Origin of the sequence: Bradyrhizobium aeschynomenes, assembly GCF_013178945.1 — a bacterium.
GTDB classification, from domain to species: domain Bacteria; phylum Pseudomonadota; class Alphaproteobacteria; order Rhizobiales; family Xanthobacteraceae; genus Bradyrhizobium; species Bradyrhizobium aeschynomenes.
In genome coordinates, this window is sequence record NZ_JABFDM010000002.1 from 656,465 (window position 1) to 672,032 (window position 15,568).

Genomic DNA, 15,568 nt, shown 5'->3' on the forward strand with positions numbered 1-15,568 from the left:
TCATGGCCGGGCTTGTCCCGGCCATCCACGTCATCCGGCATGCTGAGAACGACGTGGATGCCCGGGACGAGCCCGGGCATGACGGAGTGACTAAAGGCGCGCATCTTCATATGCGCTAGCCTTGTGGCTCAGCCCCGCACCACGCCCTCGACCCCCGCCGCGATCTCCAGCAGCTTGCGGTCCTGGCCGCCGGACTGCGCCAGCATCAGGCCGACCGGGACATCGCCATGGCGATGCGCCGGCAGCGAGATCGCGCAGCCGTCGATCATGTTGATGAAGGTGCAGTTGCGGAGCGCGCGGATGTTCTCGCGGGCGAAGGCCTGGTCGTCGGCGAGATCGGCGATTTTGGGCGGCGCGTTTGCCGTGGTCGGCATTACCAGCGCATCGTACGGCGCGATCCGCGCGGCCGCGCGCGTGACCAGCGAGCGGCGGGCGTTGAGCATCTCGATGTAGTCGGGCACCGTGATCGCCTCGCCGCGCATGATGCGGACGGACACGCGCGGATCGTAGACGTCGCCCTTGGCCGTCAGCAGGAAGCGGTGCCAGGCGTAGCTCTCGGCGGCGGCGAAGCCGCCCTTCATGCCGATGATGCCGACGTCGAGAAATTCCGGGAATTCGATGCGCGCGATCAGCGCACCCTGCCGCGCCAGCGTCTCCAGCGCGCGCTCGAACGTTGCGGCGACCTCCGCGTCGAGCTCGTCGAGCACGACGGTGGTCGGCACCGCGAGCCGCAGCCCCTTCACCGGGCGCGAGACCAGCAGCCGGATCGGCTCGTCGGCCAGCACGGAATCGAGCACCGCGCAGCAGGCGACCGTGTTGGCCAGCGGGCCAAAACTGTCGAGCGTCGTCGACAGCGGCACGCCGCCGTCGAGCGGCACGCGCGCCTGCGTCGGCTTGTAGCCCGTGATGCCGTTGAAGGCGGCGGGGATGCGGCAGGAGCCGCCGGTGTCGGTGCCGAGCGCGCCATAGGCCATGCGGTCGACGACGGACACCGCCGCGCCCGACGACGAGCCGCCGGGCACGTGGCCGATGTCGCGCTTCCAGGCGCTCTTCGGCGTGCCGTAATGCGGATTGATGCCGATGCCGGAATAGGCGAACTCGGTCATGTTGGTGCGGCCGATCACGACGAAGCCGGCCCGGCGCAGCCGCGCCACCGCCGGCGCATCGGCCTCGGCCGGAGCGGAGTCGTCGAGCGCACGCGAGCCGGCGCGGGTGACCTGGCCCTTGATGTCGAACAGGTCCTTGATCGAGACCGGAATGCCGGCATAGGGCGACGGCGCGGCGCCCGCCTTGCGCAGCGCGTCCATGCCGTCGGCGGCCGCCAGCGCCGCCTCCTTGTCGACATGGATGAAGGCGCGCTGGCCCTCGCCGGCAGGGTCGGCAATACGGGCGAGGCAGTCCTCGACCAGCTTGCGGGAGGTGGTGCGGCCGGTGGCGAGATCATCGGCCAGCGCGGCGAGGGTCGGATTGGCAGCGGTCATGGCATCCTATCGATGGTCAGCGGCGTCAGCCGAAATATCGAGATCGAGCAGCGCGGAACTCAGCGACTTGCCGTGCGCGTCCAACGCCAGCGAGCGGGTCACCCCGCCGCCGAGCGCCCGGCTCATCACGAAATTCAGCGCCGCAATGTTGGGCAGCTCATAGCGGACCACCTCACCCTGGACAATGCCGGCAAAGTGCGCCCTGACCCGCTCCGCCGTCACCTCCGCGAGCAGCAGCGGGTAGTGCCTGGGATCATAAGCAATGACCGAGATGTTCGAGGTGTCCCCTTTGTCGCCGGTCCTGGAATGGGCGATATCACGCAGCTTCATCTCGTCTCCGATCATCTCGACAGCATCAAAGACCAATTTTCATCAGGCGGCAATTGCTGCGTCCCGCACCTCTGCGCCTGCTGGAGAGCCGTATGCGCGGCGAGACGGACCGTTGACGCCTCTCGGTCAAATGGCGCATCACCTCTGCAAAGGAACGGGCGACGGAGCCCGTCGCAGGGAGGATCACCGGGATGGCCGAGCCGATGCGCGCACGCCCCAAGCCGACGCCGGAGACGCAGCATTTCTGGGACGGCACCCGCGCCGGCGAATTGCGCCTGCAGCGCTGCGACGCCTGCGCTCACGTGTATTTTCCGCCGCGCCCGTTCTGTCCGTCCTGCGCCAGCCGCAAGGTCAGCATTTTCAAGGCGTCCGGCAAGGGCACGCTCTACAGCTACGTCATCAACCACCGCCCCGCCGCCCCCGGCTTCACGCCGCCCTACGCGATCGCCGTCGTCGCGCTGGAGGAAGGCCCGCGCATGATGAGCAACATCACCGGCTGCCCGCAGACACCGGAGGCGCTCGAGCTCGACATGCCGCTTGAAGTCACCTTCGAGCCGCTCGACGCGCAGATCACCCTGCCCCTGTTCCGACCGGCGAAGGGATAGCGCCATGCGGAGAAACCAGGTTGCCGTCGTCGGCGCGGCCGAGACCACCGAGCTCGGCGTCATTCCCAACATGTCGCAGATCCAGCTGCATGCGGACGCCGCGCTGAACGCGATCGCCGATGCCGGACTCAAGCTGTCCGACATCGACGGCTTCGCCACCGCGGTCGAGACGCCGCAGCAGATGTGCCACTATCTCGGCATCACCCCGACCTGGGTCGACGGCACCTCGGTCGGCGGCTGCTCGTTCATGCTGCATGTCCGCCACGCCGCGGCGGCGATCGAGGCCGGGCTGTGCAAGACCGTGCTGATCACCCATGCCGAGAGCGGCAAGTCGATGATCGGCAAGCTGCCGCGCTCGATTCCCGCCGACAGCCTGCAAGGCCAGTTCGAGGCGCCGTTCGGCGTGTACGGTCCGCCCAGCATGTTCCCGATTCCCGTGCTGCGCTACATGAAGACCTACGGCATCACCCATGAGCAACTCGCGATGGTCGCCGTCGTGCAGCGCGAATGGGCGGCGAAAAATCCGCGCGCGATGATGAAGGACCCGATCACGGTCGACGACGTCCTGAATTCGCGCATGATCGCCTACCCGTTCCGGCTGCTGCAATGCTGCCTCGTCACCGATGGCGGCGGCGCGCTGATCCTGACCTCGGCCGATCGCGCGAAGGATTTTCCGCGCAAGCCCGTATACATTCTCGGCACCGGCGAAAGCGTGGAGACGCCGATGGTCAGCCAGATGGAGACGTTCACCTCGTCGCGCGCCTTCAAGGTCGCGGGCCCCCTCGCCTTCAAGGAGGCCGGCATCACGCATGCCGATGTGGACCATCTCATGATCTACGATGCATTCGCGCATCTGCCGCTGTTCGGGCTCGGCGATCTCGGCTTCATGCCGCATGAGGAGACCGGGCCGTTCATCGCCGCCGGACACACCCGGCCCGGCGGCAAGCTGCCACTCAACACCAATGGCGGCGGCCTGTCCTACATGCATTCCGGCATGTACGGCATGTATGCGCTACAGGAAAGCGTGCGCCAGATGCGCGGCATCGCGCCGGCGCAGGTGCCGGGAGCCAAGATCTCGGTGTGTCACGGCGTCGGCGGCATGTTCGCCGCGTCGGGCACGATCATCTTTACGAACGAGAGGTAGTGACATCTGCCATTCCAGAGCACTCTCCCTCGCTCCGTTCCTCCTCCAAGGCAATCGCATGTGATGGTGCAGAGTTGAGTTCGGCTTTCTCCACGCGGTCATGGCCGGGCTTGTCCCGGCCATCCACGTCGGCCGGCATACTGGGACGGACGTGGATGCCCGGGACAAGCCCGGGCATGACGACGTAGAGGCAGCGTCGCGAAAGACTCAGATCCTCACATGCGGTTGCCAGCGGCCAACGGACGAACCAGATTCCCACATCAAGCCAAGGACACCATCATGACCAAATCACTCCAGGACAAAGTCGTCATCGTCACCGGCGCCGGCCGCGGTATTGGCCGCGAGATCGCGCTGCTGTGCGCCGCCGAAGGGGCCAAGGTCGTGGTCAACGACCCCGGCGTCGCCTCCGACGGTTCGGGCACCAGCGCGGCGCCGGCGGAGGAAGTGGTCGAGGAGATCCGCAAGGCCGGCGGCACCGCCGTCGCGAATTTCGAGAGCGTTTCCGAGGCGATCCCCGCCAGCAAGATCGTGAAGGCCGCGACCGACCATTTCGGCCGGCTCGACGGCGTCGTGAACAATGCCGGCATCCTGCGCGACATGATCTTCCACAAGATGAGCATCGAGGCGTTCGAGGCCGTCATCAAGGTGCATCTGATGGGCTCGTTCTATGTGTCGCACTCCGCGGCGCGGCTGTTCCGCGAGCAGGAGAGCGGCTCCTTCGTGCACTTCACCTCGACCTCCGGCCTGATCGGCAATTATGGCCAGGCCAACTACGCGGCCGCCAAGCTCGGCATCGTCGGCCTGTCGAAGTCGATCGCGCTCGACATGGGCCGCTTCAACGTCCGCTCCAACTGCGTCTCGCCGTTCGCCTGGAGCCGCATGATCGGCACCATTCCAGCGGAGACCGAGGCCGAGAAGGAGCGCGTCGAGCGCATGAAGCGGATGGGCCCGGAAAAGATCGCGCCGGTCGTCGCCTATCTGCTGGGCGATGTCTCCAAGGACGTCACCGGCCAGATCTTCGCTGTCCGCATGAATGAGATCTTCCTGATGGGCCAGTCGCGTCCGCTGCGCTCGGTGCATCGCGGCGAAGGCTGGACGCCGCAGACCATCGCCGAGCACGGCATGCCGGCGCTGAAGCCGTCGTTCTACAAGCTCGATCGCTCCGCCGACGTGTTCGGCTGGGATCCGATTTGAGATTTGCAGCGCGCAAAATCGTCTCGCAGCGCAAACTATCTCAAGTTGTTTTTTATCCGAACAACCCGCTGAAAGCCACGATTCCGTCGTATGGTCGCCTCCCAACAAAAAACGTTTGGAGGAAACCATGACGAATTCACGACACGATCTCATCAAGGACGTGCCGGCCGAAGCCGATCGCTTCGACCGGCGCACGCTCCTCAAAGGCGTCGCAGGCTTTGCCGCTGCTGCAGCAGCGGTCTCGCCGGCGATCGCGCGGGATTTCGGACCGGGGGCGCAGCCGCAGCGCTATCCCGATCCCGACATCGTCGTGATCGACGAGAAGCGCTTCAAGGCCAAGGTCGGCAACACCGTCATCAAGCGCCTGTTCACCGGCTGCCTCTGGGCGGAAGGACCGGCGTGGAACACGCAGGGCCAGTACCTCGTCTGGAGCGACATCCCGAACAACCGGCAACTGCGCTATCTCGACGACGACGGCCACATCTCCCAACAGTTTCGAAAACCCTCGAACGAATCCAACGGCAACACCTTCGACTACGAGGGACGGCAGATCACCGCGGAACGCACCCGCCTCGTCCGCTTCGAGCACAATGGCACGGTCACGGTTCTCGCCGAGAAGGCCAACGACAAGCCGCTCAATGGCCCGAACGACATGGTCGTCAATCCCGCCGACAAGTCGATCTGGTTCACCGATCCCGGCTACGGATCGATCAATCTCTATGAAGGCCAGAATGTCCGCAACGGCTCCAACCAGCCGTTCCAGAAGGAAGCCGTCTACCGCGTCGACGCGCAGTCCGGCGCGGTTACCAAGGTCGCGGACGAGCCGTTCAAGCCGAACGGCATCGCCTTCAGCCACGACTACAAGAAGCTCTATGTCTGCGACACCGGCATCACCCACTATCCGAACGCCAAGAACGTCGTCTGGCAGTACGACATCAACGGCGACAAGCTGTCGAACCCCAAGGCGTTCATCGACATGACGCTCGACGGCAAGTCGGGCTTCCCGGACGGCTTGCGGGTCGACATCGACGGCAACATCTGGGTCGGTGCCGGCTGGGTCGGCGAGGGCTATGACGGCGTCCACATCTTCGCGCCGGACGGCCAGCGCATCGGCCAGATCAAGCTGCCCGAGATCTGCGCCAACGTCTGCTTCGGCGGCAAGAAGCGCAACCGCCTGTTCATGACCGCCAGCCAGTCGCTGTATGCGGTGTATGTGGAGACACAGGGCGCACATATTTGTTAGCCTGATCGATGCGCAGCTTCGGGGTCGGCGCTCAGCCCTCACCATGAACACGCTGACGCGTGTTCATGGTCCGGCAGTCAGCGCCCCCTCGGCTCCCGACCCTCATGGTGAGGAGCGCCGGAAGGCGCGTCTCGAACCATGAGGCCCGAGTAGCGGGCCTCACCCTTCGAGACGCCGTCCGCGGCGGCTCCTCAGGGTGAGGGTCGCGGGTCTTGAGCGGAGCAGGCATCCTGCAGCGAAGCCGGGACTCTCGCCTCGCTCCTTGAACACGCGGATCGAGGCGCGAACGCTCAGAAATCCACTCAAACGATTCTCAAAAAAGAAAACGTATTGCTATTTTTCAGAAGTTATGCTTTTCTCCCGCCATCCCGCCTCGAGCAAGGGGCGTAGCGCGCGATCGTCACGACACGCGAGGCGGGGATGCGATGGCCGCGATGGAGCCGCAGCGTGTCTTCACGGATGCGCGGACGAACGGCTTCGTTGCGGACGCGAAATCGCGTGGTCCTGGCGCCCCGAAGCAGGCGTCAAGTCCGTTGTGATGCCCAGCATCCTGCGGGCGACGGTGTCTACGAGCCGGCACACCGGGGAGATCGCGTATAAGCGTGAAGACATCGCGCGGGGAATGCCGGATGTTCGGCTGAACCTGTGGTGACTGCCGCCTGCTAATTTTTCTGCAGGCGGGCCATGGGTGAGGCCTTCACCCGGCATTCCCCGCGCCCTTGCATGTTTGCGAGGGACGAACTGATCGCAAGCTCGGGCGTGATGCGCCGCGAGAACTTCAACTTACGTCCCCGTTTTTCCGACCGCTGTTTCAGCCGTGAATCCGCCGCATCCACCGTCGTCGTCCCGGACAAGCCGCGACGCGCGAAGCGCGGCGTGGCGCCGATCCGGGACCCATACGCCGCAGCGGTCATGTTGGGCAAAGGCCAATGACCAGCGTGCCTCAATCCGCTCCCTGGGGGTCTGGGTCCCGGCGTTCGCCGGGACGACGGCGGTGTTTGTAGCTACCGGTGGTGCTTGTAACTGCCGTAGGGTGGGCAAAGGCGCGCCACCGAACCTGCGCCCGCAAGCCGCGCTCTCTCGCGCGCCGTGCCCACCATTATCCCCGAACGTGCAGCATCACGGTGGGCACGCAGCCGCCCTGCGGGCGGCCGCTTTGCCCACCCTGCGGCAGCTACAAACCCCGCCGTCGTCCCGGACAAGCCGTGCCGCGCGCCAGCGTGGCATAGCGCCGATCCGGGACCCATACGCCGCGGCGATCGTGGTGGGCAAAAGGCCAACGACCAGCGTGCCTCAAACTCCTCCCTGTGGGTCTGGGTCCCGGCGTTCGCCGGGACGACAGGGAGTGTGTAGCCGCAGGCTCGGGCTACCCCGTATTCCTCAAGCCCGCCGAGATGCCGTTGATGGTCAGCTGAATCCCGCGCAGCACCTGCTCGTCCGGGTTCTGGGCGCGGTGCGCCTTCAACAGCTCGACTTGCACATGGTTGAGCGGGTCGAGATACGGAAAGCGGTTGCGTACCGAGCGCTCCAGCAGCGGGTTGCCTTGCAGCAGGCGCTCTTGTCCGGTGATGTCGAGCAGCGTCTCGATCACCAGATTCCATTCCCGCCGGATGCGGCCGAAGATCTTTTCGCGCAAGACTTCGTCGGGCACCAGCTCGGCATAGCGCGAGGCAATCGCGATCGAGCTCTTGGCGAGCACCATGTCCATGTTCGACAGCAGCATGCGGAAGAACGGCCATTCGCGATTGAGCTCGCGCAGGAACGGCATGCCCTGCTCTGGGTTCTCCGCGATCCAGGTCTCGACCGCGCTGCCGAAGCCGTACCAACCCGGCAGCATCAGCCGGCACTGCGCCCAGGAGAACACCCAGGGAATCGCGCGGAGGTCCTCGATCGCACGGGTCTTCTTGCGCGAGGCCGGACGGCTGCCGATGTTCAAGGTCGCGATCTCGTTGATGACGGTCGAGGCCCAGAAATAATCGACGAAGCCGTCGGTCTCATAGACCAGGCCGCGATAGGCCTTGAACGCAAGCTCGGAGAGCCGGTCCATCGCGGTGAGATATTCGCGCTTCGGCGCCGGCTGCCGCGGATGCAGCAAGCTGGCCTCGAGCGTTGCCGCCGCGAGAATCTCGAGGTTGTTGCGGCCGACTTCAGCGTTGGAATATTTGCTGGAGATGATCTCACCCTGCTCGGTGATGCGGATCTGACCGTTCACGGCGCCGCCGGGCTGCGCGATGATGGCGTCATAGCTCGGGCCGCCGCCGCGGCCGACCGAACCGCCGCGGCCATGGAACAGCCGCAGCCTGACGTTATGGCGCTCGAAGATTTCGACGAGATGGATCTCGGCCTTGTAGAGTTCCCAGCCCGAGGTGACGAATCCGCCATCCTTGTTGCTGTCGGAATAGCCGAGCATCACCTCCTGCACGGCGCCGCGGCTATCGACCAGGCGGCGATAATCGTGCAGCGCCAGCATCCGGTCCATGATGCCGCTGGACGCCTGCAGATCCTCGATGGTCTCGAACAGCGGCACGATGTTGACGCCGCAGCGACCGGAGGGGTCGATCAGGCCGACCTCCTTCAAGAGCAGCGCGACCTCGAGCATGTCCGACATGCCCTTGCACATCGAGATGATGCACTGGGTGATCACGTCGGCGCCGAAGGTGGCGTGCGCCTCGGCCGCGGCGCGGAACAGCGCGAGCTCCCCGACGGTCTCGTCACTGTATTTCACGAACTGCGACACCAGCGGGCGGGTGTTGCGCAGCTCGCTCACGAGCAGGCCGACGCGGGCGTCCTCGCTCAGCGCCATGTAGGACATGCCGGGCATCGCGGTGTCGATCAGCTCGGCCACGGTGCGCTCATGCACCGCCGAGTTCTGGCGAATGTCGAGCCGCGCCAGATGGAAGCCGAAGCAGTCCACGGCGCGCCGGAGCATCCGCAGCCGGCCGCGCGCGATCACCTCGGCATTGTTGGCGATCAGCGAGCGATGCAGCACGTCGAGATCGTCTTGCAGCTGCTTGACGCTGTCGTAAGGCGCGACCGCCGCCACCGGCAGGCGGCTGATCTGGATGCCGAGCTTCTTTGCGGTGGCCGCGAGGCGCGCATAGATGCCGGAGACCGCCAGCCGATACGGTTCGCCGCTGCGGTGTGGGGAGGTGTCGGGCGAGCGCTCGGCGAGCACGCGCAGCTCTTCGGAGACGTCGGCGAGATGGGCTGCAATGGACAGCTCACTGCCGAGCAGATGCAGCTCCTCGAGATAATAGTGCAAAGCCAGGCTGGATTGCAGCTTCAGCGTTCCCCGCATCACCTCGGCAGTCACGAACGGGTTGCCGTCGCGGTCGCCGCCGATCCAGCTGCCCATGCGCAGGAACGACGCGAGGTCACCTGCGACCTCGGCGCCGTCGTTGAGCCGATCCTCCAGCGCGCACAACAGCCGGGGCACCTCGCGCAGGAAGGTGTAGTCGTAGAACGACAGCCCGTTGGTGACCTCGTCGAGCACCGTGAGCTTGGTCCGGCGCAGCAGGTTGGTCTGCCACAGGGTCAACACGGCGCGGCGCAGCGCCTCGTCATTGGCCTCGCGCTCGTCCGGCGTCAGCTGCATCCGCTCGCGGCGGTCGAGCAGCATCGCGATCTCCATCTCGCGATCCATCGTACTCTTGCGCCGCACTTCCGTCGGATGGGCGGTGAGGACCGGGCTGACCAGTGCGGTGGAAAAGAACTTGCGCAGCTCCGCCGCCTCGAAGCCAGCCGACTTGGCATGTGCGAGCGTCGCCGCCAGCATGCCGGCGCCGCCGTTGGCATCGCTCTTGGCACGCATGCGACGTATGTTGTTCTGGTCCTCGGCAATGTTGGCGAGGTGGGAGAAATAGCTGAAGGCGCGGACGATGCGGACGGTCTCCGCGGTCGACATGCCGTCGAGGATCTGCTCGAGCTCGTGCCGTGCCTGCCGATCCTCGTCGCGATGGAAACGCACCGAGGTCTGGCGGATGCGCTCGACAAGGTCGAACAATTCGGCGCCCTCCTGGTCCCGGACGGTGTCGCCGAGGATGCGGCCGAGCAGCCGGATATCGTCCCGGAGCCGCGCGTCCTCCTCCATGGCCTGCGCCTCGGCGGCGCGATTGGGACGGATTTCCTCTGGTATGGCTTGCGGCGACATGGATGCGCTCTCCAGCAGCTGCCCATTTACGGGTCAGTCTGCCGTATCTGCATTGCAGCGCAAGATCAAGAAAGAGGCGTCGCCTGCCCTATTCGATGCGGGTTTCGTCTCCGCTCGCCACCGAATGCCGCCTTTGCACTAGATCTTCCGTCCGGCCCGCTCCCAATACGGGTCGCGCAGCCGCCGTTTGAAGATCTTGCCGGAATCCTCGCGCGGCAGTTTGTCGTGGATTTCGATCTGCCTGGGCACCTTGTAGTCGGCCAGCGAGGTTTTCAGCCGCGCCTTGATCTCGCCCGTATCCAACGTCACGCCGGGCTGCGGTTCGACCACGGCCATCAGCGCCTCGCCGAATTCGGCGTCTGGAATGCCGAACACAGCGCAATCATGCACGCCGGGCACCGCGTGAAGCACCGCCTCGATTTCGGCCGGATAGATGTTGACGCCGCCGGAGATCACCATGTCGCGCTTGCGGTCACACAGGAAGACGTAGCCCTCGGCGTCCATGTAGCCGACGTCGCCGGAGGTGATGAAGCCGTCGCGATCGATCTCGGCGCGCTTCTCCGGCTTGTTGTGATAGGTGAAGTCCGGGTTGCCCGCGATGCGCGAATAGATTTCGCCGACCTCGCCCTGCGGCAGCACGCGACCGTCCTCACCGAGAAACCGAAGCTCGGCGCCGGGCGAGACCTTGCCGACGGTGCCGGGCTTTTTCAGCGCGTCCTCCGAGGTCGCGAAGGTCACCGCGCCGGATTCGGTCGAGCCGTAGAACTCGTAGATGACAGGCCCCCACCATTCGATCATCGCGCGCTTGACGTCGGCGGGGCACGGTGCGGCGGCGTGGATGACATGGCGCAGCGACGACACGTCGTAGCCGCGGCGCACCTCCTCGGGCAACTTCATCAGCCGGATGAACATGGTCGGGACCATGAAGATGGTATCGATCCGCTCCGCCTGAAGGATGGCGAGAAACTCCAACGGCTCGAACCGCGGCATCAGCACCAGGGCGCCACCGAGCCGGCCGGCCCGCAAGCCGAAGGCGTTCGGCGCCGAATGGTACAGCGGCCCCGGCAACAGCGCCCGCGCGCCCGGCTGCAGGCCATAGATCAGCGCCCGCATCCGCTCGGCCGAGGCCGCCTGCTCGATCGTCGGCGCGTTGCGACGCACGCCCTTCGGGTGGCCGGTCGTGCCCGAGGTGTAGATCATGTTCTGCGGCTGCGGCACCTGCGGCCCTTCGTAAGGGCTCTGCCGGGCGAGCCAATCCTCCAGCGCGACGGCGAGGTCGGGCGTTTCGAGCAGATCGGAATCGATCTTGTAGTTGGACAGGATTTCGGGCGGCGTCGGGACGCTGATCACGGTGACGCCGGATGGGATCAGACCGCGCAACTGGTGCAGGAGATCGGCGTGACCGATCAGCACCCGCGTTGCGGAGTCCTTGAGGATGTAGTCGATCTCCTCCGGCTTGAAGTGCCAGTTCACCGGCACGCCATAGGCGCCCAGCCGCATCGCGCCATAGGCCGCCTCGATGAAGGCGATGTCGTTGCGCATCAGCATGCAGACGCAATCGCCCTGGCGCACGCCGAGCTGTGCAAGACCGCTCGCGATCCGCGCGGCGCGGTCGACGATCTCGGAGTGGCTGCGCCGGCGATCGCCGGAGATGATGCCGCAGAACAGGGAGGACGTTTCCATTATTGTTGCCTTGTCCGATCTGACGTCGGTTCGCGTGTTGTCGTCATTCCGAGGCGATGCGCGCGACAAAACTGTGGAGACGTTTTGCGCGGAGCATCGAACTATGGTGCGCGCTTGCGCACCGGAGAATCTCAAGAGTCCGGGTCTGCTCCTTCGGAGCATCCCAGAATGACTGCGTCAGTCCGCGAACTTCGGCGCACGCTTCTCGATGTTCGCCCGCACCGATTCCAACTGGTTCGGGCTGCCGATCAGCTTCTGCTGCTCGACCGATTCCGCCAGCAACGCCGGGCCCGGATCGACGGAGAGGTTGTTCAGCATCCGCTTCGCGGCGCGGATCGCATCGGGGTTCTTGCCGGCGATCTCACGCGCCGTCTCCAGCGCCGCCGCGCGCGGATCGGCGCAGATGCGGGTGACGAGACCGTAAGCCTGCCCCTCCTCCGGCGAGAACACCCGACCGGTATAGGTCAGCTCGCGCAGGATATCGTCGCGCATCAAGGTCGCGAGGATCGGCGTGCCGGCCATATCGGGCACGAGGCCCCATTTGATCTCCATGATCGACAGCTTGGTCTCCGGCGCGACGTAGCGCATGTCGGCGCCGAGCGCGAGCTGGAAGCCGCCGCCATAGGCCACGCCATGCACCGCAGCAATCACCGGCACCGGCAGTTGCCGCCAGCCCCATACCGCCTGCTGGGCGAAGTTCGCCTTGCCGTGGGTGCGAACGGTCAGATCGCGCTTCTCGCCCCCGGGTATGCCGTTGCCGCCGGACTCCTTCATCGCCGCGAAGCGTCCCATGTCGAGCCCGGCGCAGAACGCGCGGCCCTCGCCGGACAGCACCACGGCGCGCACGCCCTTTTCGTTGGACAGCCGATCGGTCGCGGCCACCAGCGCCGAAAACATCTCCATGTCCAACGCATTCATCTTGTCGGCCCGGACCAGGCGGACATCGGCGACGCCGTCCTTGATCTCGATCGCAATGCGGTTGTCCATCGGGCAGTCTCCTCACGATTGTCTTTGTGACTTTACAGAAGGCTGTCGGAGCAGTTTAGTCAATCGACCAATTAACTCACAACATGTCAGGCGGAAACTTCCATGTTCAAGGACAATCTGCTCGAAGGTCGACGCATTCTGGTGACCGGCGGCGGCACCGGCCTCGGCAAGGCGATGGCCGCCCGCTTCCTCCAGCTCGGCGCGGAAGTCCATATTTGCGGCCGACGGAAAATCGTCTGCGACGAGACCGCGACCGAATTGATGGACCTCTATGGCGGCCGCGTCACCAGCCACGGCGTCGACATCCGCAATGCGATGGCGGTCGAAGAGATGATCGAGGCGATCTTCCAGGAAGGCGGCCTCACCGATCTCATCAACAACGCCGCCGGCAATTTCATTTCCCGCACCGAGGAATTGAGTCCGCGCGGATTCGACGCGGTGGCCAACATCGTCATGCACGGCACCTTCTACGTGACGCATGCCGTCGGCAAGCGCTGGATCGCGGCGAAACAGCCGGGCAACGTGGTGTCGATCACGGTGACCTGGGTGCGCAACGGCTCGCCCTATGTGGTGCCGTCGGCGATGAGCAAGTCGGCGATCCATGCCATGACGATGTCGCTCGCGACCGAATGGGGCCGCTACGGCATCCGCCTCAACACCATCGCCCCCGGCGAAATCCCGACCGAGGGCATGAGCAAGCGCATCAAGCCGGGCGACGAGGCGGGCGCGCGCACCAAGGCGATGAACCCGATGGGCCGCGTCGGGACCATGGAGGAATTGCAGAACCTCGCCGTGTTCCTGATCTCCGGCGGCTGCAACTGGATCAATGGCGAGACCATCGCGATGGATGGCGCCCAAGCGCTGGCGATGGGCGGCAATTTCTATCAGCTGCGCGACTGGAGCGACGACGACTGGACCAAGGCCAAGGAATCGATCAAGGCGCAGAACGAGAAGGACCGCGCGACGCGCTCGAGCTGACGGGCCGACCACGCTGTTGATCGGCAGGCCACGACCTGTAGACTGATCGAACGATGCTCGCCCTGGACGCAATCCGGGGCGAGATGACCAAACATAAAACGAAGAACACGGCACAATCGGAGGGGAAACATGTCCGTCACGACGGCAGCGTCGACGCTCGTCGACGTCGTGCGCAGCCAAGCGCAGGCACTCGGCTCCGCCACCGCCTATGAGTTCGAAGGCCGCATCACCAGCTTTGCCGAATTCGACCGCAAGACCAACCAGGTCGCCAATGCGCTGAAGGCGCTGGGCCTCAAGCCGGGTGAGCGGATCGCCTATTTCGGCAAGAACAGCGACTTCTATTTCGAGCTGCTGGTCGGCGCCATGAAGGCCAACGTCGTGATGGCGCCGGTGAACTGGCGGCTGGCCGGTCCTGAGGTCGCGTTCATCGTCGAGGACTGCAGGGCCCCTGCCCTGTTCGTCGGGCCCGAATTCATCACGTTGATCCGACAGATCCGCGACCAGTTGCCGAGCGTGCGGCACATCATCACCACGGAGGGCGGCGCGCCGGAATGGCAGGACTACACCGCCTGGCGCGACGCACAGAGCGCCGATGATCCCGACGTCGCAATCACGCCGAAGGATATCGCGCTGCAGCTCTACACCTCCGGCACGACGGGCAAGCCGAAAGGCGCGATGCTGTCGCACGCGAACTTCCTCAATCTCGTCAACACCGGCAATCCGGACGAAAAGCCGGACTGGAACAAATGGTCGACCGACGACGTCTCACTGATTGCGATGCCGATATTCCACATCGGCGGCTCCGGCTGGGGCCTGATGAGCCTCTATCACGGCGCCCGCGGCGTCATCGCGCGCGAGTTCGATCCGACCAAGATCCTCGATTTCTTCGAGCAGTCCGGCATCACCAAACTGTTCATGGTGCCCGCCGCGATGCAGTTCGTGGTGCGGCAGCCGCGCGCGCGGCAGGTCGATTTCTCGCGGCTCAAATACATGCTCTACGGCGCCTCGCCGATTCCGGCAGCGCTGCTCAAGGAATGCATCGACGTGTTCAAATGCGGCTTCGTGCAGATGTACGGGATGACCGAGACCACCGGCACCATCATCGCGCTGCCGCCGGAGGACCATGTCGAGGGCCTCGAGCGGATGCGCTCGGCCGGCAAGCCACTGCCCGGCATCGAGGTCGCGATCATCGATGTCAACGGCAATCCGCTGCCGCCGCGCGAAGTCGGCGAGATCGCCACGCGCTCCGGCTCCAACATGGCCGGCTACTGGAACCTGCCTGAGGCAACCGCGCGCACGCTCGACAAGGACGGCTGGCTGCGCACCGGTGACGCCGGCTACATGGACGAGGACGGCTACGTCTATATCCACGACCGCATCAAGGACATGATCATCTCCGGCGGCGAGAACATCTATCCGGCCGAGGTCGAAAGCGCGATCTGCGACCATCCCGATGTTGCCGAGGCCGCCGTGATCGGCATTCCCGACGACCAATGGGGCGAGGCCGTCAAGGCGGTCGTCGTGATGAAGCCGGGCAAGCAGGTGACTGCGACCGACATCATCAATTTCACCCGCACCCGCATCGCCGGCTTCAAGACGCCGAAGACCGTCGACTTCCTCGACGCATTGCCGCGCAATCCCTCGGGCAAGATCCTGCGGCGGAATCTGCGCGATCCGTATTGGGCGGGAAAGGACCGGCAGGTGAATTGACTATTGGCGGACGGGGAGCGTGCCCGCTCCACGAGTCATTCCGGGGCGCGCCGCGCAGCGGGG

General features: G+C 65.3%; 12 protein-coding genes. 7 read left to right on the forward strand and 5 right to left on the reverse strand.

Features of this window, described 5'->3' with window-relative positions:
* Positions 1-128: 128 nt before the first annotated feature.
* Together HL666_RS07620 and HL666_RS07625 are read right to left on the reverse strand one after the other, a co-directional pair.
* Positions 129-1,481: an amidase gene (locus HL666_RS07620; protein ID WP_172180668.1), complete on the reverse strand. Its 1,353-nt coding sequence runs from the start codon at positions 1,479-1,481 to the stop codon at positions 129-131.
* 6 nt (positions 1,482-1,487) lie between these two features.
* On the reverse strand, positions 1,488-1,811 hold the full coding sequence (locus tag HL666_RS07625) for an AtuA-related protein (protein WP_172180670.1): 324 nt from the start codon (positions 1,809-1,811) through the stop codon (positions 1,488-1,490).
* A 191-nt stretch (positions 1,812-2,002) separates the two neighbouring features.
* Here HL666_RS07625 and HL666_RS07630 point away from each other — a divergent pair, with 191 nt between their 5' ends.
* From HL666_RS07630 to HL666_RS07650, 5 genes are all read left to right on the forward strand, one after another.
* Positions 2,003-2,416: a Zn-ribbon domain-containing OB-fold protein gene (locus HL666_RS07630; protein WP_172180671.1), complete on the forward strand. Its 414-nt coding sequence runs from the start codon at positions 2,003-2,005 to the stop codon at positions 2,414-2,416.
* Between the two features lie 4 nt (positions 2,417-2,420).
* The gene (locus HL666_RS07635) at positions 2,421-3,560 is read left to right on the forward strand and encodes a thiolase C-terminal domain-containing protein (protein ID WP_172112035.1); all 1,140 of its coding nucleotides are present in this window, start codon (positions 2,421-2,423) and stop codon (positions 3,558-3,560) included.
* A 279-nt stretch (positions 3,561-3,839) separates the two neighbouring features.
* On the forward strand, positions 3,840-4,754 hold the full coding sequence (locus tag HL666_RS07640) for an SDR family oxidoreductase (RefSeq protein ID WP_172180673.1): 915 nt from the start codon (positions 3,840-3,842) through the stop codon (positions 4,752-4,754).
* 127 nt (positions 4,755-4,881) lie between these two features.
* Positions 4,882-5,997, forward strand: a complete 1,116-nt coding sequence (locus HL666_RS07645; protein WP_172180674.1) for an SMP-30/gluconolactonase/LRE family protein — start codon at positions 4,882-4,884, stop codon at positions 5,995-5,997.
* Between the two features lie 684 nt (positions 5,998-6,681).
* Entirely contained in the window at positions 6,682-6,930 is a 249-nt protein-coding gene (locus tag HL666_RS07650; RefSeq protein WP_172180676.1) for a hypothetical protein, read from the forward strand.
* A gap of 433 nt (positions 6,931-7,363) precedes the next feature.
* On the opposite strand, the gene ppc is transcribed toward HL666_RS07650, so the two are convergent.
* The 3 genes from ppc to HL666_RS07665 all read right to left on the reverse strand — a co-directional run bounded on the left by ppc (position 7,364) and on the right by HL666_RS07665 (position 12,817).
* Positions 7,364-10,147, reverse strand: coding sequence for a phosphoenolpyruvate carboxylase (ppc, locus tag HL666_RS07655; RefSeq protein ID WP_172180678.1), 2,784 nt, complete (start codon positions 10,145-10,147; stop codon positions 7,364-7,366).
* Positions 10,148-10,285: 138 nt separating this feature from the next.
* Positions 10,286-11,830 (reverse strand): acyl-CoA synthetase, encoded by a 1,545-nt coding sequence (locus HL666_RS07660; protein WP_172180680.1) that lies wholly within the window; start codon positions 11,828-11,830, stop codon positions 10,286-10,288.
* A gap of 177 nt (positions 11,831-12,007) precedes the next feature.
* A complete protein-coding gene (locus HL666_RS07665; protein ID WP_172180682.1) occupies positions 12,008-12,817 on the reverse strand; it encodes a crotonase/enoyl-CoA hydratase family protein in 810 nt (269 codons plus the stop codon).
* Positions 12,818-12,919: 102 nt separating this feature from the next.
* Between HL666_RS07665 and HL666_RS07670 the strand changes: the two genes are divergently transcribed.
* Positions 12,920-13,795 carry an SDR family oxidoreductase gene (locus HL666_RS07670; RefSeq protein ID WP_172112028.1) on the forward strand — a complete coding sequence of 292 codons (876 nt, stop codon included), beginning with the start codon at positions 12,920-12,922 and terminating at the stop codon, positions 13,793-13,795.
* A 129-nt stretch (positions 13,796-13,924) separates the two neighbouring features.
* Positions 13,925-15,505 carry a fatty acid--CoA ligase gene (locus HL666_RS07675; protein ID WP_172180684.1) on the forward strand — a complete coding sequence of 527 codons (1,581 nt, stop codon included), beginning with the start codon at positions 13,925-13,927 and terminating at the stop codon, positions 15,503-15,505.
* The last annotated feature ends 63 nt before the right edge of the window (positions 15,506-15,568 follow it).